The following is a 21157-nucleotide window of genomic DNA, read 5'->3' as shown; positions in this document are numbered from 1 at the left end:
CCGGCTCAGGCACTGGTACCCACCCCCATCTCGGCCGGTCGGCCTGCCAAGGCCCGCAACCGGCGACATATCCCTTCAACGAGCTGTTCGACGGTGTCCCGGCGGTAGAAATCGGTGCTGTAGACCACCTCGACCCGGAACTGGCGGCCAACCGTCGTGCCGGCGATGTCGAGGTGGTACGCCCACTCGCCGCGGCCGTCCTGGGCCCGGCCGAACGCTGGCGGGCGTACCCGGAACAGTTCTCCGCCCTCCTCGGCGTCGTCGAACCGGAAATGGCCGGTGTAGTTGATACTCACCTGCGGCCACGGAACCTGCGCCAACTGGTCCCGCACCGCCGGGTCGTCGCGCAGGAATCGCAGCAGGCCGTATCCCACACCGCCATGCGGCGTGCCGGCGAGTTGGGCGGCGAGGTCAGCGACCGCTGCCGGCTCGTCGTACGCCTGGGGTAGCCGCAGCCGCAGTGGGTAGAAGACCTGGAACCAGCCGACCGTACGGGACGTGTCGACACCGTCGAACAACGCCTCCCGCCCGTGCCCGGTCAGCGCGAACGTACGGTCGGTGTGGCCCGTCCGCTGTGCCATCGCCGCGGCCACCGCCCAGGTCAGCGCAGCCGGCAGGTGGGTGCGCAAGCGTCGGGTCGACTCGCGCAGCGCGGTCGTCTCGGGCTCCGACAGCATCGCCCGTACCGAGGTCAAGGTGGCGAACCGGGTCCGCCCGCCGGCGATGTCGGGCGGCATCGCCGCGGTGGCGCCGCCCGCCTGCGCCAGCCAGAACGGCAGTTCGGCGGTGACCTCGTCGGAATCCGCGTACCCGGCCAGCCGCCGGGCCCATGCCAAATACGGTGTCGTGCCGGCCGGCGGTCCGGGCGGCTCCCCGCGCCGCAGTCCCCGGCAGAGCGCCTGCAGGTCGGCCAGCAGAATGCCTCGGGAGACGCCGTCGGTGACCAGGTGGTGGCAGATCAGCAGCAGCCGGTCCGGTCCGTGCCGGCCGAGCCGGAAGTGTTCGGCGCGAAACAGCGGGCCGCCCAGGTCGAGGCCGCGCTGCGCCTGCGTCGCCAACTCGACAATCCGCTGCTCGTACTCGGTGTCCGCCAACGCGGAGACATCGTGGCTGGTGAACGGAACCTCCGCCGGCGGGCCGATGGTCTGCCCGCCGGCGGCGTCCCCACCGGGTAGCCGGATCCGCAGCGCACCGTGGCGGGCGGCGAGGAGCCGGATCGCCCGCTCGACCTGTTCGGGTGGCATCGGCTCGCGTAGGTCGAGGTAGTACGGGTGGTTGAAGTGCGCCGGCTCGGGCATCCTCGGTCCGACCAGGTCGAGGTACCAGCGTTGCGCACCGGTCAGCGGCGCGGCTTCGACGGCCGGCGTCGGTTCGCCGGCCTGGGCCGGCGCTGCCGCCGGGTCGGCCTGGCCCGGCCGGTCGGGGTCGCCGGTCGGGTCGACGGCGGGCCGGGCCGCGCAGAAGGCCGCGATCGTACGGTGGTCGACGAGGTCCTGCGGGGCCAACACGATTCCGGCGGTCGCAGCCCGGTAGACCGCCTGGACCGCCAGCATCGAATCCCCGCCGAGCTCGAAAAAGTCGTCGTGGATTCCGACCTGTCCGACGTGTAGCAGGTCGGCCCAGATCTCGGCGAGAGCGCCGGCGCGCGGATCCGACGACGGCCCGGCCTGCCCGACGGTGTCGCGACCGTGGATCTGCCCAGGGTCGAGCGGGCGGGCCGGCGACGAAGGCTCCGCCGGAGCAGGATTCTCGGCCGGCTCTTCGGCGCTGGCGAGAATTCCGGTGGAGGACTCGGCTATCCGGGCGGCTTGCGCGGCGGGCATGGCCGCGACCTCCACCGCGCCCGGGCCAGGCGGATCGAGCGGCCAGACGTGCCCGAGGAACTGCCACAGTTCGGCACCGCCGGCCGGGGCGGTCAGGGCGACCGTGTCGGGGAAGCGATCCAGCACGGAAGCGACCGTGACCGGGTTGGTGTCGAGCACGACGCAGTCGGCCGGCGTGCACGTGCCGGCGTCGACCAGTCGGGCCAGGGTGTCGACCGGACCACTCTCCGGCGGCCAGGCGAGTACCTGGCGGCCGTACCGGTGTTGTTCGAGTCGAATCCGTGCGACGTCGCAGCGGCGCCAGCCGGATTCCGGCAGTAGTAGCCATCCCGGTTGCCGACCGGCGGCGAGCAGACGGCGGACGATCTGCGCGCCGAGCGCGGCGAGGAACTCCTCGGTGTAGCTGTCACCGGTCGGTCGGTAGACCGTCGCCACGCCGTAACGGTGCGCCCACCGCGCCGCCGCGTCCACCTCGACGCCGGCGACCGTGGAGAGTTCGGCGGCCAGCCGCTCGTCCAGCCGACCGAATACCCCGGCCCATCCGGCCCAGGCCGGTGCGGCCGGGCAGGTCACCACGAGCAGTGGGCGTGGCGCTCGCCGCCGTACGGCAGCCACCAGATCGTCGACGAGTTCGTCCAGCATGCGTACGCCGTCGGCGAGCCGGACCTGTGACGGCTCGCCGGCCGGTTCCAGCCAGTCCGTCCAGCGCAGCAGAAACACCCGGGCCGCACCGTCCGCGGCGTCCAGCAGCGCGGTGAAGACTCGGCCGGCCGGCTGCAGGGCGATCCGGATCGGCGCCGCGCTCTGCGTGGACCAATACCCGACGGGACCGTCCAGCCCTGCCGCGTCGAAGGAGGCTGCCACCGGTGCGACGCCGGCGGTCGGATCCGTCCGTGGCTCTCCGATCGGCTCGTCCGGCGCGTCCACCGCCGCCGCCAGCACGTCCTCCAAGTCGGCGAGCCAGCCGGTGACGGTCGTCTCGGTGAACAGCGCGGTCGGGTACTCGGCGACCACCACCAGTCGTTCGTCGCGCCACTGCAGTGTGACGAACAGGTCGAAGTCGGTGCCGGTGGCCGGACTGGCGACACGCTCCACCTCCAGCCCGGGCAGCTCCAGCTCGACCGGTTTCTCGTCGATGAAGCTGACCGCGCACTGGAACAGCGGGTGGACGCCGGGCCGTCGGGGTGGCCGGACCGCCTCGACGATCCTCGCCAGCGGCACCGCCTGGCGCTGGTACGCGGCCACCGCGGTGGCCTGCACCCGGCGCAGAAGCCGCCGGTAGGTGGGGACCCCGGCCAGGTCCAGCCGGAAAGGAAGCAGGTCCGCGAAGTAGCCGATCAGGTCGGTCACCTCGGTCCGCTCGCGACCGGCGGTGACGACGCCGAGCACGATGTCGTCCTGGCCGCTCGCCCGGTGCAGGACGATGCCGAGGCCGGCCAGCAGCGCGGGGAAGAGCGGTACGCCCTCGCCACGGCTCAACTCCCGCAGGCGTACACCAAGATCAGCCGGGAGTGTCCGGGCGACCCGTGCCGACCGGTACGTCGGACGTGCCGGGCGCGGATGGTCGGTGGGTAGCTCGAGTTGGGCGGGCGCCCCGGCCAGCCGTTCGTGCCAGTACCGCACCTGCCCCGCCGCTTCGTCACCGGTCAGCCACCCCCGCTGCCAGTGCGCGTGGTCGGCGTACTGGACGGGTAGCGGTACCAGCTCCGTCGCGCGTCCGGTGACGGCGGCATCGTAGAGTTCGGCCAGCTCGGCGAAGAACCGGCCCCACGAGGCGTTGTCGCAGATCGCGTGGTGCATGCCGATCAGCAGGTGGTGCGCGGCCGGGCCGGTGCGCAGCAGCCGCAGCCGCAGCAGCGGGCCGTGGGCCAGGTCGTACACCGCCTGCCCGTGCTCGGCGATCCGTTCGCGTACGGCTGCCTCCCGCCGCACCTCAGGCAGCTCCCGCAGGTCGAGATCGGGCAGCCACGGGTCGGCGTCCGCAGCGATGGCGAGCACCGGCCGGCCGCCCCGGTTCACCAACCCGGTCCGCAGAATCTCGTGCCGATGCACGATCCCGGCCACCGCGTGCCGCAGCGCGGTCCGATCCAGCGGGCCGCTGATCCGCGCCGCGAACGTGGTGTTGTGCCTGGCGGCATCACCATCTAGTTGGGACAGCGCCCACAGGCGTAGTTGGGTGAAGGAGGCGGGCAGCTCCCGGTCCCGGGCGACGCGGACCAGCGGCGCGTCCGGTCCGGTCGGTTCCCGCGCCGTGTCGATGGCCGCGCCTAGCCACTCGATGGTGGGCTCGCGGAAGAACTCGTGCAGCGGCACCGCGCAGCCGAACCCGGACCGTACCCGCGACAGCAGTTGGGTGGCGAGCAGCGAATGCCCGCCAGCGGCGAAGAAGCTGGTCACCACGTCGAACGGGTGCGTCGGCAGCAGGCCGCGCCACAGGTCGACGAGTCGACGCTCGGTCTGCGTACGGGGCTCGACCGACCGCTGCGGGTCGTACACCGGTGGTCCGCTCACCCGTGCCCGGTCCGTGATCGCCTCGGCCGTGGCCAGGTGGGTGTGCGTGTAGGCGGCCCGCTGCGGTCCAGGGTCGACCCCCCAGCCGACGGTGAGGTGGTCCATCGCGGCGGTGCCGATCGCGGCGAAGAAGTCCGGTGTGTACGGTACGTTGCCGATTTCGTCGGCGGTCAGGTCGTGCGTCTCGGTGACCGCGTACCGCTGCGGTGACACCCAGACCAGAGTCACGTCGGGCGCGGCGGCCAGCCCACGCGCCAGTCGCTCGTCCGCACGCCGGCAGAGCGTCTCGTGCCCGGCCGGGCTGGGGCAGACCAGCATCAGCAGCGGACCGTGGCTGGCCTGGTGGACTGCGTCGACGAGATCGTCGACTACCTGGTCGAGCAGCCGTCCACCACGATCGGTGTCTACGTCCCCGTTGACCGCTGTGCCGGTGTGCCGCAGCCAGTCCGCCCAGCGGACGAGCACCACCATGTTGTCGCTGTCGGCGTCGGCCGGGTTCAGAAGGTGCTGCACCACCTGCCCGTACGGCGCCAGGCGCACGGCGACGGGCACCCGCAGGAAACCGGACCAGAACGCGATGGTCGTGCGGATCGGGTCGGCGGTGAACGACGCCGCCACCAGGATCTTCCGCCGCCGCAGGCTCGCCAACGCCGACAATCGGCGGCCAGGCCGGACGGCCAGGTCGGCGAGGACCGCGGCGAACCGGTCCAGCACCTGGTCGATGGTCTCATCGAGGTAGAGGTCGGCGTTGTAACGGAAGACACCACGTAGGACGCCGTCGGCGTGGGCGATCGTGACGAACGCGTCGAAGTCGGTGCTGGCGCCTTCGACCTGGTCGACCACGAAGTCGACGCCAGCCGCCGAGCGCTGCGGCTGGGCTCCCTCGGCGACGCTGATCATGATCTGGAACAGGGCGTTGTGCCTCGGGTCGCGGGCCGGTGCGACATCTTCGACCACTCGGGCGAACGGCGCTGCCTGATGAGCCTGGCCTGCGGCAAGCGCCCGGTGTACCTGCTGGACCAACGCGTCGCCGGTCGGATCGTCCGCCATGTCGACGCGGAGCACGATCGTGTTGGCGAAGCAACCGACCAGGTGCTCGGTGCCGGCAGCGGTCCGCCCGGCGACCGGCACTCCGAGCAGCACGTCGGGCTGGCCGGCCATTCGACTGAGCAGCGCGGCGAAGCCGGCCAGCACCACCGCGTTCAGCGTGACCCCGTGCGCGCGGGCGAGCCCGACCAGCCCTTCGGTGGTCTCGGCGGGCACGTCGAAGGCGCGGTGGCGCGCGCGATGCGTCTGTGCGGGCGGCCGGGGACGGTCCGGTGGCAGCGTGGACAGCACAGGCGCGCCGGCCAGCCGTTCCTTCCAGTAGTCCAGATGCCCGGCGAGCCCCGCCTCACCCGCTGCCCGTTCTGCATTGGCATGGTCGACGAACTGGACGGTCAGCGCTGGCAGCGCCGCCGGGACGCCGCCAGCGAACTCGCCGTAGCTGGCCACCAGGTCCGAGAGCAGCACGCCGCCGGACCAGCCGTCGAACGCGATGTGGTGCACGGTGATCAGCAGCAGGTGTTCCGCCTCGGCAAGGACCAGCAGAAGCGCCGCGATCGGTGGCCCGACGGCCAGGTCGAACGCATGATGAGCGTGCGCGATGGCCTGGCTTGCAGCGGCGGCCCGCTGCTCGTCCGGTGGCAGGCCGCGCAGGTCGACAGCACGCAGCGGCGCCGTGGTCTGGTCTCGTACCACCTGCCGCGGCTCGCCGTTCACCTCGACGAACGAGGTCCGTAGCGTGGGCTGCCGGCGCAGCACCGCGGCCAGCGCCCGGTCGAGAGCGGCGCGGTCCAGCGGCCCGGTGACGCGCAGGACGATAGGTACGTTGTATGCCGGGTCACCGGGGTTGATCCGGTCCAGGAACCAGAGCCGTTCCTGAGCGAAGGACAACGGTGCTGGATCGGTGTCGGCACCCGGTGGGGCGGCCGCGTCGGGTGGGGCTTGCGGGGACCGCCGCTGGCGTAGGCGCAGCGCCAGTCGCCGCTGCTGGGCGGGGCTGAGCCCAGCCAGTTCCTGGTGGAGTTCGTCGGGCACGGCTGGCTCCTTTCCGGCGTCCGGCTCTGGTCTCATGTCGTTAGTCGCCGTAGCCCTTCCGGTGTCTGCAGCGCATCCCGCAACGCGGCCAGGAACAGGCCGGCCTGCCGGCCGTTGAGCAGCCGGTGGTCATAGCACAGTCCGAGGTAGACGAAACTGCGGGTGGTCAGCCCGCCGTCCGGGCCGAGGCAGGGCTCCTGCTGGCGCGCCCCGAGCGAGACCATCGCGACCATCGGAGGCAGGATCATCGGCTGGGCCAGGACGATCGGGTCCTCGGCCAGGGCGACGCCGATGTTCGCACCACGCAGGTCCTCGGCGCGGAACTCGCCGCGCATCGCGGCCATCCTGGCCGCCAGGAGTTGCTCGGCGACCGCGCGCAGCGAGAGTTGGTTGGCGTCGCGGAGCACGGGTACGAACAATCCGGTGCCGACGTCGATGGTCACTCCGATACTGGGCGCATCGGCGAGCATGACGTCGCCGCCATCGGTCCAGGTGGCGAAGTGCACAGGGAACCGGCTGTGCTGTCCGGCTACCGCGCGGACGAGTAACTCCGTCAGCCCGGCGACGTACCCGTCCTGCTCGGCGGCCTGTCGAGCGGCGGCCAGGGCCGCGTCGACGATGACCTTGCAGACGGCGTACCCGGCGGGGATTTCCCGGTGTGATCGGGTGACCACGTCCGCGACCGCCTGCTGGTGCCGCGACGGAGTGTGCCAGGCGATGGTCCCGCTATCTGCCGGCGGCGTGCCGTCATCGGCCAGTAGCGGTTCGAGATCGGCACGGGAGACGACCGTCTTGCCGAGCCGGCGCACCGCGTCCATCGACAGGTTGTGCCGGGCGACCAGATCGCGGGCTGGTTCGGTGAGTACGATCTCGACGTCCTGGTCGCCGGCGCGCGCCGCCGGGGGAGCCGACAAGTAGCGCAGCCGTTCGTCCTCGTCCGTGAAAAGGTGTCCGATCACCTCGCCGGGCCGGCATTCGGTCTGCTCCTTGACCAACCGGTGCAGGATCCCGCTGTGCGGGCTGGGCAGCTCCTCGGCGGCCTTGGCCGTCTCCACGACCGCGACCGGCGTCCCCTCCGGCACGGTGTCCCCGTCGGGGAGCAGCCATTCCAGCAGTATGTAGCTGTCGTCGTTGCTGTTGAGCTTCGGCACGGTGATGTCACGCATGGATATCCTCCGCGATGGCCCGGTAGACGTCGTCCGCCTGTACCACGACCTGCTTTTCCAGGACCCTGGCGGCCGGGATCACCCCGTGGCGGGAGCTGACCACGGTCACCGGGTGGCGCAACGTGCGCCACAGCCGCTCATACACGGCTCGGGCGACGTCGGCGCCCCAGGTGGCGCCAGCCACGTCCTCCTCGACCACGCACACCCGTGCGGCACCCGCGAGGGTGGGTAGCAGCGCAGTCAGGTCCAGCGGATAGAGCTGGACCGGAACCAGGATCTGGCACCGGATCTCCCGGGTGAGGAAGAGCCGCCGCGCTGCGGACAGCACCCGCTCGCACAGCCCGCCAGGCGCGATCACCACGACATCGCCGTCGGCCGGGGCGCCGATGCTGATTCGCGCGACCCGCCCGCGTGGGTCGAGGTAGTCGTACTGGAACAGGTCGTCAACGATGCCGTCGGTGTGTACCCGGCGTCCGTACAGGAGCTTGTTCTCGAACAGCATGGCCGGCTCGTCGCCCGACAGGATCTCCTCCAGCAGCGGTCCGCACGGGTGGAACGGGGAAAGCTCGAAGAGCGTCAGGTGCGGGATGCCGAGCAGTTGCTTGTGCAGGTACTGGCTGTGGGTGGGGCCGTAGCCCCGGTCGCCGCCGACCGGGCAGCGGATCAGCACCGGCATCGGCACCCGCCGGCCGTACATCGAGACCGACTTGGTGAGGAAGTTGAGGATCTGGTCGTAGGCGAGGGTGACGAAGTCGGCGAACATGATCTCGATGATCGGCCGGTTGCCGCACAGGGCCAGCCCGCCGGCGATGCCGACGGTGGCCTGCTCGCTGATCGGCATGCCGATGACCCGATCCGGGAACCGGCTGGAGAGTCCCTTGGTGATCTTGAACGCTCCGCCGTACGGGTCGAGGATGTCTTGCCCGAGCAGGACGACCCGTTCGTCACGGGACATCGCCTCATGTAGCGCCCGGTTGAGGTCTTCGGCGACCCGGGGTGCGGGCGTCTGGTGCGCGGTCATCCCGACCGCCCTGCCTGGCCGACGGCTGGCTTGCCCGGGTCGCGTGCCGGTTCGGCCGGTCCGCCAGCAGGGTCGGCCGTCGGCCCGCCTGACTCGCCTCCCGGATCGCCGGATGTCGATGGGATGTCGTCGAGCGCGCGGAGCCGGCGGAATACGAAACCGGAGAGTCCCACCAGCACCCCGATCACCCCGGAGAGCAGCATGATGAGTGACATGCCGGCGCCGGGACCGGTGCCGACCAGGGAACCGAAGATCCCGGCCAGTGCGCCGTCCGGCATCATCGACGGCTCGAACACGTCGTCAACCAGGGGACCTGTGATCACCATCGCAACCGGCAGCGCGAGCTGTGAGATCGCCTGACGGGCGGCGAAGACCCGACCCTGCACCTCCTGCGACACCCGTTCCTGCCAGATGGACTGGCTGTACGCCTCGATCAACGGGATGCAGAGCCAGGCGCAGAACCAGCCGATCGACCACATCACCAGCGAATCGCCCAGTCCCAGCAGGATGCGCCCGAAAACGGCGAAGCCGATGATGGCCGCGAACATCACCGGGATCTTCCGCGCCGGTGGCTTTATCGCGGTCACCACGATGCCGCCCAGGATGCCGCCGATCGCGCCGACGGAGTTGACGATGCCGACCTGCACCTCGTCGTCGCCGGAACTGATCATGATCAGGGGAGTGAGCACGATCCACCCCATCGCGGCGAGTACGCCGATCGACAGCCCGGCCCCCTGCAACGCGAGCAGCCCCGGGTGCCGGCGGATGAAGCCGAAGCCGTACCCGGCGTCGCGCCAGATACTGCGCCGTTTCTTGCCGTCCCCGGCGGCCGCTGGTGCCGGCAACGTCACCAGCATCACAGCCACCAGTGCAAACCCATACGAGACGACGTCGATCAGCAGTACCGTCTCGATGTCGACCAGGGCCATCAGTGCGGCCGCCACCACGGGGGCGAAGACACCCGGCACCGAACGCGACAGGGCCATCATCGCGTTCGCCCTGGGGAAGCCCTGCTTCGGCACCAGCGCAGTGATCGTCGAGGTGTACGCGGGCCCCTGGAACGCGAGGAACGCGCCGGTCACCGCGTTCGCCAGGAACAGATGCCAGACCTCGACGGAGCCACTCCAGAACAGCAGCAGGACTCCGACCGTGACCACGAGCGAGGCCGCGTCGCTGGCGGCCAGGCTCACCCGGCGCCGCCAGCGGTCGATCAACGCACCGGCGAACGGGCTCGCCGCGACCGTCGCGCCGTATGCGAGGAACGTCATCACGGCGAGCGCGGTCGCACTGCCGGTCTGCTGCCAGACCCAGATCGAGAGCGCGAACTGGGTCATCCGGGTGCCCATGCCGGACAGCACCTGCCCCGTCCACAACGTACTGAACGCGGCCATCCCGGTCGGTCGGATCGTCAACCTCATCACTCCTTCACCCACTCACCGGCCAACTCGGCCCGGATCTGCTCGGCCGTCAGCCCATCCAGTTCGGCAGCCAGCTCGGGAACGAGCGGCTCGACCCGGTCGGTCAGCTTCTCCACCACGATCGACAGTCGGGCCACCGTCGGCGCATCGAACACCGCGTCCGGGCCCAGGTCGACGCGGAACAAGTCGCGGATCTGGGCGACCACTCGGGTGGCCAGCAGCGAATGGCCACCGAGCGCGAAGAAGTCGTCGTGCAAGTCGATCTCCGGTATCCCCAGCGCCTCCTGCCAGATCGCCCGGATCACCTGCCGCACGTCCGCGTCCAGTGCCGGCTGGCCCGCCGTACCGGCGCTGCGGTCCGCTGCCAGAACGGCTGGGTGTGCGGCCGGAACGGCGGCGGCCAACTGCCCGGTCTGCCCGACCCGGGTGGCAGCCGGTTGCTCCATCTCGGTGACGAAGTGGCGCTCCCGCGCGTACGGGTAGGTAGGCAGCGGAATCCGGCCCCGCCGTTCGCCTTCCCGGTAGCCCGACCAGTTCAGCGCCGCACCGGCCAGCCAGAGCCGGCCCAGTGTGGTGTGCGTGAACGTGGTCTCCGGCGTTCGGTCGCGGCGGTGCGGCAACGAGGTGAGCACCAGGTGGCCGCCAGCCGCGAGATCGTGACCCGCGCAGAGGGTCCGCAGCGTGTCGCCGGGACCGACCTCGAGCAGCAACTGTCGGTCCCGCTGCAGCAGCAGTTCGATACCTTCGGTGAAACGGACCCGCTGGCGCAGTTGACGCACCCAGTAGTCCACGCTGGTCGCCTCGTCGGCGCCGAGCCAGCCGCCGGTCACGTTCGAGACCACCGGCACCTGAGGCGGTCGCAGCGTGACCCGTCGGAGCGCCTCGGCGAAACCGGCGAGGGCCGGCTCCACCATCGGCGAGTGGAACGCCCGGGCGGTGCGCAGCTGCCGGCACGTCACGCCCTCGGCGCCCAGCCGGTCCCGCAGCCGTGCCACCGCCTCCGCCGGCCCGGAGACCGTGCACCAGTGGGGCGCGTTGCTCGCCGCGATCCCCAGATCCGGCTCCAGGCGCGCCTCGACGTCACCCGCGGCCAGGTTGATCGCGAGCATCCGTCCCGGCGGCGTCGCCTCCAGCAATCGCCCACGGGCGACGACCACGTCCAGCGCGTCCACCAGGCTCAGCACACCGGCCAGGCAGGCGGCCACGTACTCGCCGATGCTGTGGCCGACCAACGCGTACGGCCGAACACCCCAGGACATCCAGAGTCGGGCCAGGGCGTACTCGACCACGAACAGGCCCGGCTGGGTATACACGGTGCGGTCGAGCAGCTCCGGATCGTCCTGCCCGCCGGGGTACAGCACCCGTCGGATGTCCAGATCGTGCCGGACCGCCAGCAGGTCCGCGCACTTATCCACGGCAGACCGGAAAGCCGGCTCGGCACGGTACAGTTCGCCGCCCATCCCGGGGTACTGGGCGCCTTGTCCAGGAAACATCAGCACCACGGACCGCTCGGTCGTCTCCTCACACCCAACCCAACCGGCGCCGCCGTCGGTGAGCAGGTCGACCGCCTCGGAGGTGTCACGGCAGACAAGCGCCAGCCGGTGCGGCAAGGCGCGGCGCCCCACCTGAAGCGTGTGCGCGGCGTCCGCTAGATCGGTCTCGGTGCGGGCACGCAGATGCGCCGCCAACTCGGCCCGGGCGGCGGCGAGCGCCTCGGCGGTCCGCGCCGACAACACCAGCACCTGCTCGGGCCGGCTCGGCCCGCTGGGTGCCGGCTCAGGCGCCTGCTCCACCACGACGTGGGCGTTGGTACCGCCGAGGCCGAACGAGCTCACCCCGGCCCGTCGCGGATGCCCCGCACCCGGCCAGGGCAGCGGTTCGGCGTTGACGTAGAACGGGCTGCCGGCCAGCTCCGCGGCTGGGTTGGGGCGGACGAAATACGGGCTCGGTGGTAGCACGCCGTGCCGTACTGCCAGCACCGCCTTGATCAGACCGCCGACGCCGGCGGCCGCGTCCATATGCCCCACCAGTGCCTTCAGCGAGCCGAGCGCGCAGGTACCGGGCCGCGTAGCGGCGGCAAAAGCGCGGGTCAACGCGGTCAACTCGATGGGGTCGCCGGTCGCGGTGGCCGTGCCGTGCGCCTCGACGTACCCGATGGTTTCCGGCGGTACGCCCGCGACCTGCTGTGCCGCCCGGATGGCGGCGACCTGGCCGGCGACGCCGGGCGCGGTGAAGCCGGCCCGGGCCGAGCCGTCGTTGGTCACCGCCGATCCCTTGAGGACCGCGTGCACGGTGTCACCGTCCGCAATCGCCTCGGCCAGCCGTTTGAGCACGACCAGGCCGACGCCGTCGGCGCGTACGGTTCCACTCGCCTCGGCGTCGAACGGCCGGCAGCGGCCGTCGACGGAGAAGATGTCGCCAGCCCGGTGCAGGTAGCCACGCCGCTGCGGGAACGACACGCTGACTCCGCCCGCCAGCGCCAGGTCGCATTCGTGCCCGAGCAGGGCCTGCATCGCCAGATGCACCGCGACCAGCGACGTCGAACAGGACGTCTGCACGGTCACGCTCGGCCCGTCCAGGTCCAGGTGGTAGGCGGTACGGCTGGCCAGGTAGTCCTTGTCGTTGCCGAGCAGCATGTCGTACAGCCCGACCTGCTCGAGCAGATCCGCGCGGGGCACCAGGTAACGCAGCAGGTACGTGCTGGCACTCGCGCCGGCGTACACGCCGACCGGGCCCCGGTGCTGACGGGCGCCGTACCCGGCGTCCTCCAATGCCGCACCGGCGCACTCCAGGAACACCCGCTGCTGCGGGTCGAGCAGGCGCGCGTCGCGTGGAGAATAGCCGAAGTACGCGGCGTCGAAGACGTCCGCACCGGCCAGCACACCTGCCGCGGGCACGTAGTCCGGCCGCTCGTACACATGAGCTGGCACTCCGGCCCCGGCCAGTTCGGCGGGCGTGAAGCGGGAGATCGTCGCTACGCCCTGACGTACATTGTCCCAGAATTTGGCGATGTTGCCGGCGCCCGGTGCACGGATCGCCATGCCGACGACCGCCACATCCAGCCCGGTGGAATCGGCGTCACTCGACATGCGGTTCCGTCCCGGCCGGTGCAGCCAACCTGCGTACGCTCTTCGGGCGCAGGTCTGTCCAGACCTCGCGGATGTGCCCCAGACAGACCGTCTTCGGGCCGGCGACCCCGACGTCCACCCAGCCCGGCGGCAGATCCCGTTCCTGCGGCCAGATCGAGTACTGCTCCTCGTCGTTGCGGACCACCACGAACGTGCGGTCGTCGTCCTCGTCGTCGTACACGGCGGATCTCCTCCGGTCCGGGTTGTGGGTTGCGTTGCTCAGCCGGTGATGCGGCGGCCGCGAAGTTCCGCGAGGTGCTGCTGGCGCCGGACGGCCCGATCCCGTTGGCTGTCCCGTTCCTGGTGGCTGTCGTGATCCGCGCCGCGTGACGCGTCGTCGGAGGACAGGTACCGGGCGATGGCGTGGACGGTCGGGTGTTCGTACAGCGCGACGATCGGGACGGTGCGCTCCAGTCGGGCGCTGAGTCGGCTACGCACGCGGCCGATGAGCAGTGAGTGCCCGCCGATGTCGAAGAAGTTGTCGGTGACGCCGAAGTCGGGAAAGCCGAGCACGTCCGCCCACACCTCACTGACCAGGTGCTCCATGGACGTGGTGGGTGGTACGGCGGCCTCGGGGGTGACCGGCGGTGCCGGGTCTGGCAGCCGGGCCTTGTCGACTTTCCCGTTGGGCGTGAGCGGTAGTTCGTCGAGCACGACGTAATCGGTGGGACGCAGGTGCTCCGGCAGCAGCTGGGCCACGTACTGGCGCAGTTCCGCCACGAGTCCGGCCCGGTCCGGCTCGGGACTGGTCACGTATGCGGTTAGTTGGGGGCCGCGGTGGGGGTGGTGGTGGGTGGTGATGTGGGTGGTGGTGATGTCGGGGTGGGTTTGGAGGGTGGTTTGGGTTTCGGCGGGTTCGATGCGGTGGCCGCGGATTTTGATTTGGTGGTCGGTGCGGCCGATGTAGTGGATGGTGCCGTCGGGTGTTTGGCGGACGAGGTCGCCGGTGTGGTAGAGGCGTTGGCCGGGTTTGGTGGGGTGGGGGATGAATTTTTCGGCGGTGAGGTGGGGTTGGTTGTGGTATCCGCGGGCGAGGGCGGGTCCGCCGATGAAGAGTTCGCCGGTGGTGCCGGGTGGGGTGGGTTGCCAGTGGTGGTCGAGGATGTGGGTTTCGGTGCCGTTGAGTGGGGTGCCGATGGGGATGGGTCCGGTGATGGGTTGGTGTGGTGGGAGGGGGTGGCAGGTGGCGAAGGTGGTGGTTTCGGTGGGTCCGTAGCCGTCGATTATTTGGGTGTTGGGTAGGTGTTGGCGGGCTTTTTCGGCGTGGGTTGGTGATACGGGTTCGCCGCCGGTGAGGAGTTGTTGGATGGGGGTGAGGATGGTGGGGTCGTCGTCGATGATGAGGTGGAATAGGCCGGCGGTGAGCCAGAGGGTGTTGATGTGGTGGGTGGTGATGAGGTGGTGGAGTTCGGGGGTGGTGAGTTGGCCGGGTGGTGCGATGGTGAGTTGGCCGCCGTTGAGTAGGGGGGCCCAGATTTCGAAGGTGGAGGCGTCGAAGGTGGTGGGTGAGTGGAGTAGGTAGTTCTGGTGGGGTCCCATCGTGATGTGGGTTTGGTGGGTGACGAGTCGGGTGATGGCGCGGTGGGGTACGGCGACGGCTTTGGGTTGGCCGGTGGAGCCGGAGGTGTAGAGGATGTAGGCGAGGTTCTGTGGGGTGGCGGGGCAGGGTTGGGGTGGTTTGGTGGGTGTGGTGGGGAGGTCTTCGGTGTGGATGATGGTGGTGTGTGGGGGTAGTGGGGTGGTGTTGTCTCTGGTGGTGATGATGGTTTTGACGTTGGCGTGTTGGGTGAGCTGGTTTATGCGGGCGGGTGGGTGTGTGGGGTCGAGTGGGAGGTAGGCGGCGCCGGTTTTGGTGATGGCGAGCAGGGTGGCGATGAGTTCGATGCTGCGGGGGAGGCAGACGCCGATTGGTTCCTCTGGTTGGATGCCGTGTTCGTGGAGGGTTTCGGCGATGGCGTTGGCGCGGGTGTTGAGTTGGGTGTAGGTGAGGGTTTGGTTGTTGTAGGTGATGGCGGGTGTGTGTGGTCGGGTGGCGACTTGTCGTTCGAACAATTCCGGCAACACAAAATCAAAGGCGTCGTCTGGCACCGGCGACCGCGACGACCAACTGGCTAGCAGCCGCCGCTGCTCGTCGTCGAGCCAGTCCAGCTGTGAGATCGGCGTGGCTGCGGTGGTGACGGCAGACTCCAGCAACCGCAGGTAGCTCCGGACGGCCTGACGCATCGTGGTCTTGTCGAAGATGTCGGCGTTGTACTCCCACAGCAGCGTGATCCGGTTGTCCACGTGGCCGGTCTCGCCCAGCTGACGTTCAGCGCGGGGCACCGCGATCACGTTCAGGTCCATCTTGGCCGACCCGTTGTGTCGCTCGAAGACCGTGCCCGGCGTCCCGGCGAGGTTGATCTCGGTCAGTGGCGAGTCGTTGAAGCTGAACAACGTCCGGATGTACGGGTTGCCGGTGCTGTCACGGCTCGGATTCAGTAGCTGGACCAGCCGCACGAACGGGTACTCCTGATTCGCCGAGGCTTCCAGCGCGACGTCGCGTACCCGCAGGAGCAATTCCTGGAACGACGGGTCGCCAGCGAGCCCGACCCGGAGCACGACCGTGTTGACGAACATGCCGACCAGGTCTTCGGTTTCCCGTAGGCGACGGTTGGCGAATCCCGAACCCAGGCAGATGTCCCGTTCCCCGGTGTGCCGGTGCAGCAGCGTCACGAAGCCGGCGAGCAGCGTCATGAACAACGTCGCGCCGTTGTCGCGGGCGAACTTGCGCACCTTCGACGCGAGCGCGGCGGGCAACTCTGCCCGGAGCAGGTCGCCACGGAAGGTCTGTGTGTTCGCCCGGGGCCGATCCGGCGGCAGAGTGGCCGGTGCCGGCGGGTCGGCGAGGCGTGTGCGCCAGAAGTCCAGCTGTGCGCGCATGGCGGGCGCGTCGATCGTCTCCCGCTGCCACCGGCAGTAGTCGGCGTACTGGATGGCTGACGCGGGCAGCGGCGTGGGCTTGCCGAGTCGGAACGCCAGGTACGCCGACTCCAGGTCACGCATCAGGATGGTGAATGACCAACCGTCGTGGACCAGGTGGTGCTCGACCAGCACCAGCTCGTATTCCTGCTCATCGTGGCGGATCAGCGTCCAGTGCATGAGTGGTAGCCGGGACAGGACGAACGGCCGCTTCAGTTCGTGGGCGATCACCTCGTGTGCCCGCGCCGGTCGGTCCTGCGGCGGTATGTCGGTGAGGTCGTACCGGGTGGCCCGCACCGGTGACGGGTCCTGAACGATCTGATACGGCTGACCGTCGGTCTCCCCGAACACCGTGCGGACGATCTCGTGCCGGACCGCCACCTCGGCGAGCGCCCGGTCCAGCAGGTCGGCATCGAGCGTGCCGTGCATTCGCACCGACGCCTGTGCCCGGTACGCGCCATGCTCCTGCGCCAGGCTGGCGAGGAACCACACCTGCTCCTGCTGCCAGGAAAGGGGTTCGTGGGGTTGGCGTGAGCGCGTGGTCAGCACCGGCATCGCCGGGACGGACGGCTTCCCGCGTGCCTGCTCCACCTGGTCGGCCAGGGCCGACACCGACGGGTTGCCGAAGACCTGGGCCGGGGTCAGCGCCACCCCGAAGACCTTCCGCACCCGGCTGGCGACCTGCATCGCGAACAACGAATGGCCGCCCAGTTCGGAGAAGTCCTCGTCCACCCCAACCCGCTCCAACTGCAGGATCTCCGCGAAGATCCGGGCGATCCCGTCCTGGGTCTCGGTGGCCGGCGGGACGTACGGGCGCCGTGTGCGTAGCGCGTCCGGCGCGGGCAGGGCGTCGCTGTCGACTTTTCCGTTGGGCGTGAGCGGCAGCGCATCGAGTACGACGTACTGGGTCGGCACGAGATAGTCGGGCAGCGTCTGGCGCAGGAAGTCGCGCAGTTCGTTCGCACCGGGAATGCGTTTGAGATCGCGGGGAATCACGTATGCGGTTAGTTGGGGGCCGCGGTGGGGGTGGTGGTGGGTGGTGATGTGGGTGGTGGTGATGTCGGGGTGGGTTTGGAGGGTGGTTTGGGTTTCGGCGGGTTCGATGCGGTGGCCGCGGATTTTGATTTGGTGGTCGGTGCGGCCGATGTAGTGGATGGTGCCGTCGGGTGTTTGGCGGACGAGGTCGCCGGTGTGGTAGAGGCGTTGGCCGGGTTTGGTGGGGTGGGGGATGAATTTTTCGGCGGTGAGGTGGGGTTGGTTGTGGTATCCGCGGGCGAGGGCGGGTCCGCCGATGAAGAGTTCGCCGGTGGTGCCGGGTGGGGTGGGTTGCCAGTGGTGGTCGAGGATGTGGGTTTCGGTGCCGTTGAGTGGGGTGCCGATGGGGATGGGTCCGGTGATGGGTTGGTGTGGTGGGAGGGGGTGGCAGGTGGCGAAGGTGGTGGTTTCGGTGGGTCCGTAGCCGTCGATTATTTGGGTGTTGGGTAGGTGTTGGCGGGCTTTTTCGGCGTGGGTTGGTGATACGGGTTCGCCGCCGGTGAGGAGTTGTTGGATGGGGGTGAGGATGGTGGGGTCGTCGTCGATGATGAGGTGGAATAGGCCGGCGGTGAGCCAGAGGGTGTTGATGTGGTGGGTGGTGATGAGGTGGTGGAGTTCGGGGGTGGTGAGTTGGCCGGGTGGTGCGATGGTGAGTTGGCCGCCGTTGAGTAGGGGGGCCCAGATTTCGAAGGTGGAGGCGTCGAAGGTGGTGGGTGAGTGGAGTAGGTAGTTCTGGTGGGGTCCCATCGTGATGTGGGTTTGGTGGGTGACGAGTCGGGTGATGGCGCGGTGGGGTACGGCGACGGCTTTGGGTTGGCCGGTGGAGCCGGAGGTGTAGAGGATGTAGGCGAGGTTCTGTGGGGTGGCGGGGCAGGGTTGGGGTGGTTTGGTGGGTGTGGTGGGGAGGTCTTCGGTGTGGATGATGGTGGTGTGTGGGGGTAGTGGGGTGGTGTTGTCTCTGGTGGTGATGATGGTTTTGACGTTGGCGTGTTGGGTGAGCTGGTTTATGCGGGCGGGTGGGTGTGTGGGGTCGAGTGGGAGGTAGGCGGCGCCGGTTTTGGTGATGGCGAGCAGGGTGGCGATGAGTTCGATGCTGCGGGGGAGGCAGACGCCGATTGGTTCCTCTGGTTGGATGCCGTGTTCGTGGAGGGTTTCGGCGATGGCGTTGGCGCGGGTGTTGAGTTGGGTGTAGGTGAGGGTTTGGTTGTTGTAGGTGATGGCGGGTGTGTGTGGTCGGGTGGCGACTTGTCGTTCGAACAATTCCGGCAACACAAAATCAAAAATGGTGTCCCAATGGACGTCTTCATGGTTGTTGCTGATGTGGACGAGGTCGTTCACCGACATTGTGCTCCCCTGTCCGGAAGGTTCCGGGTGCCATGCGGACTCGCCGGCCATCGCCGCCGACTGGCCGAGGCGGGCCTGTCCGGGATGATCCAGGCGTCCGCTAGCAACTGGATAGCGGAACGCTAGCCACGCAGGTAAAGGCCCATTTCTGCCGCCGTGTCAGTGGTTTGGTGCCGATCGGCGGGGTAAGAGGGGGACTATGAGGTAGCCGGCTAGCGGAGCGATGAGCCACCCGCGTGCCTCGGTCATAAAGAGACTGCCAGAGTTGTTATGGCCTTTTATTTGACCTAATCCCTAATGCAGTATTTATCCGACCTTGTCGCCTTGCTGATTTTTCACCTCTCGCTGTCTGGGACCTGGCCCGGGTCGACGGCCGAACGCGGCGCCGGTGAACTCGATCTGATAGCTACCGCTCTATGTGGAAACGTGGCATAGTAATACTGGTGATATGACCACTGGGTGACCGAATCCCGGAATCGTCCCAGCTCAATGCTTATTTCTGCCATTGCTCGATCAGTCAACCGTCGGGCCCAGGTTCGGTCCAGATCTGTTCGGTCATCGAAAGATCTCGCTGATTTCGTTGATGACGCTTAGTCTGGTGATGGGTGGCCGCATGGCGAACCATCCAGTCCGTGCCGCACGAGAGGGGGTGATGGCAGCATATTGGACTTCGCGATTCTGGGGCCGTTGCTGGTTCGCGCAAATGGCCAGGTCATACCAATTACCGCCCCACGGCAACGGGCACTTTTGGCGGCCCTTTTGCTGCAGGCGAATCAGGTGGTGTCAGTCGAGCGGCTGATCGATCAGCTTTGGGGAAATGCCCCACCGGCTTCGGCCCGGGTCACATTGCACAATCATGTTCGTCGACTCCGCCGGGTATTGCGCGACCGTCTTGCCGAGACACGGTCGCAGCCGCCCGCCGTACAGGCGCAGCCGATCGTCACACAGACGCCGGGGTACGTGCTGCAGACCGAGCCCCAGGCGCTCGATCTCAGCCGCTTCGAGACGCTACTCGCCGCTGCGCGTAGCCGCGCATCCGAGGAACCCGAGCAGGCTCTCGACCTGTTCGATCAGGCGATCGCGCTGTGGCGTGGCGCGCCGCTGGCGGACGTACAAGCGCCCGGCCTGCGGGAGATCGTGCCCGCGCTGGAGGAGCAGCGGCTCTCGGCTATCGAGGAGCGCATCCAGGTCCGGCTCGACCTCGGCGGGTACGCCGCGGCCATCAGTGAGCTGCGGCTCCTGGTGTCCGAACACCCCTGGCGCGAGCGGTTGCGGGGCCAGCTCATGCATGCCCTTCACGCGGCCGGCCGGGTCGTCGAAGCGCAGGCGGCCTATCAGGACTTCCGCCAGCGGGTCGCGGCGGACCTCGGTATCGAGCCCAGCGCAAACCTCCAGCAGATGCACGGTCGGATCCTGACCGGCGAACCACCGGACAGCCCGCGGCGCGGCGACCGCAACCGGGCGGTGGCCCGGTCGTGCCGCCTGCCGGCACCGGCAGAGCTGCCAATGGACAGCGCAGCCTTCACCGGGCGGGCCGAGCCGGCCCGGCTGCTCGCCGCCGAACTAGGTCGGACCCACACGCAACACATCGTGCTAACGGCCATCCATGGACCAGCCGGCACGGGCAAATCGACGCTCGCCGTGCACGTGGCGCACGAACTCGCCACCCGCTTTCCCGACGGTCAGCTCTACGTCGACCTGCGCGGTACGGAGGCGAATCACGCGCCACAGCGTCCGCTCGATGTGCTCAACCGGTGGATCGGCGCGCTCGATCCGCGCCCATCAAGAATGTTCGCCGACCGGTACGAGGCCGCCGCCTACTTCCGGTCGCTCGTGGCCGGACGCCGGCTGCTGGTGGTGCTGGACAACGCGAACGACGTCGACCAGGTCCGCCCACTCATCCCGGCCCGCCCGCCTACAGCCGTTGTGATCACCAGCCGCCAATCGATGTGCACCCTGGACACTGTACGGATGCGGCTTGACCGGCTCGACGAGGGCGAGGCCATTGAGCTGCTGATTAGGCTCGTCGGCAAGGAACGTGCCGTAGGCGCGCCGAGCACCGCCGGGCGGATCGTCGCCTGCTGCGGCTACCTGCCGCTCGCCATCCGGGCGGCCGCCGCCCGCTTGGCCGCACGGCCAGACGAGTCGCTTGACGACCTGGCCGAGCAGCTTGCCGACGAACGGCACCGGCTGGACGTCCTCCATCAGGACGACCTCGACCTACGTAGCCGTCTACAGGCGAGCTACGAACAGCTGCGGAGACAGCCGGGCGGCCAGGCAGCCGCCCGGCTGTTTCGGCTGCTGGGCGCGGTAGAACCGGCGGCATTCGATCTGCGCGATGTCGCGGACTTGGCCGGGGTACCGGTTGCCCAGGCGGCGCATCTGCTCGGGTTGCTCCGCGACGCCGAACTCGTGCAGCGCCGGCCCGACGGCCGGTGCGGCCTATCAGTATTGGTGCGCCTGTTCGCCCGAGACCTCTGACTAGCCCTCGGCGGACGAGAAAAGTAGCCAGGCTCACCTCTTGGGCGGCGCAAACAGCCAGCGCAGTGCGTCCGGAAGAAGGACGCCGGCATGGTTGGGGCTGTGGCCTCCGTCGCCGAGCACCAGCCGGAAGTCGTAGCCGGCTTCGGCCAAGGCAGCGGCGACGCGCAGACTGCTGGCGAGCCAGTTTCGT

8 protein-coding genes are annotated in these 21157 nt (G+C 69.2%); 1 reads left to right on the top strand and 7 read right to left on the bottom strand.

Annotated elements, in window-relative coordinates; all coding sequences use genetic code 11:
* Positions 1-5 precede the first annotated feature (5 nt).
* Genes AB0I42_RS05490 through AB0I42_RS05460 form a run of 7 tightly spaced genes read right to left on the bottom strand, consistent with a single transcriptional unit; the run spans position 6 to position 18477 of the window.
* Positions 6-6413, bottom strand: coding sequence for a condensation domain-containing protein (locus AB0I42_RS05490; protein ID WP_357534449.1), 6408 nt, complete (start codon positions 6411-6413; stop codon positions 6-8).
* Between the two features lie 32 nt (positions 6414-6445).
* Entirely contained in the window at positions 6446-7579 is a 1134-nt protein-coding gene (locus tag AB0I42_RS05485) for a 2-oxo acid dehydrogenase subunit E2 (RefSeq protein WP_357534447.1), read from the bottom strand.
* Positions 7572-8600 (bottom strand): transketolase C-terminal domain-containing protein, encoded by a 1029-nt coding sequence (locus tag AB0I42_RS05480; protein WP_357534445.1) that lies wholly within the window; start codon positions 8598-8600, stop codon positions 7572-7574. The genes AB0I42_RS05485 and AB0I42_RS05480 overlap by 8 nt, the downstream gene beginning before the upstream one ends.
* Complete coding sequence (locus tag AB0I42_RS05475) at positions 8597-10012, bottom strand: MFS transporter (RefSeq protein WP_357534444.1); 1416 nt, start codon at positions 10010-10012, stop codon at positions 8597-8599. The genes AB0I42_RS05480 and AB0I42_RS05475 overlap by 4 nt, the downstream gene beginning before the upstream one ends.
* 5 nt (positions 10013-10017) lie before the next feature.
* Positions 10018-13107: a beta-ketoacyl synthase N-terminal-like domain-containing protein gene (locus AB0I42_RS05470; protein ID WP_357534442.1), complete on the bottom strand. Its 3090-nt coding sequence runs from the start codon at positions 13105-13107 to the stop codon at positions 10018-10020.
* Positions 13097-13327 carry an MbtH family protein gene (locus tag AB0I42_RS05465; protein ID WP_357534440.1) on the bottom strand — a complete coding sequence of 77 codons (231 nt, stop codon included), beginning with the start codon at positions 13325-13327 and terminating at the stop codon, positions 13097-13099. The genes AB0I42_RS05470 and AB0I42_RS05465 overlap by 11 nt, the downstream gene beginning before the upstream one ends.
* Positions 13328-13365: 38 nt before the next feature.
* Positions 13366-18477, bottom strand: coding sequence for an amino acid adenylation domain-containing protein (locus AB0I42_RS05460; protein WP_357534438.1), 5112 nt, complete (start codon positions 18475-18477; stop codon positions 13366-13368).
* 669 nt (positions 18478-19146) lie between these two features.
* Between AB0I42_RS05460 and AB0I42_RS05455 the strand changes: the two genes are divergently transcribed.
* Positions 19147-20964: a BTAD domain-containing putative transcriptional regulator gene (locus AB0I42_RS05455; protein WP_357534436.1), complete on the top strand. Its 1818-nt coding sequence runs from the start codon at positions 19147-19149 to the stop codon at positions 20962-20964.
* Positions 20965-21157 lie beyond the last annotated feature (193 nt).

Origin of the sequence: Polymorphospora sp. NPDC050346 (assembly GCF_040655695.1) — a bacterium.
In the GTDB taxonomy this organism is placed as follows: Bacteria; Actinomycetota; Actinomycetes; order Mycobacteriales; family Micromonosporaceae; genus Polymorphospora; species Polymorphospora lycopeni.
Note: the sequence above shows the minus strand (reverse complement) of the source record. Positions and strands in the feature narration are given on the sequence as shown.

Coding starts and splice junctions, on each gene's coding strand:
- AB0I42_RS05485 (WP_357534447.1), bottom strand. CDS start 7,579: ATGCGTGACATCACCGTGCCGAAGCTCAACAGCAACGACGACAGCTAC.
- AB0I42_RS05480 (WP_357534445.1), bottom strand. CDS start 8,600: ATGACCGCGCACCAGACGCCCGCACCCCGGGTCGCCGAAGACCTCAAC.
- AB0I42_RS05470 (WP_357534442.1), bottom strand. CDS start 13,107: ATGTCGAGTGACGCCGATTCCACCGGGCTGGATGTGGCGGTCGTCGGC.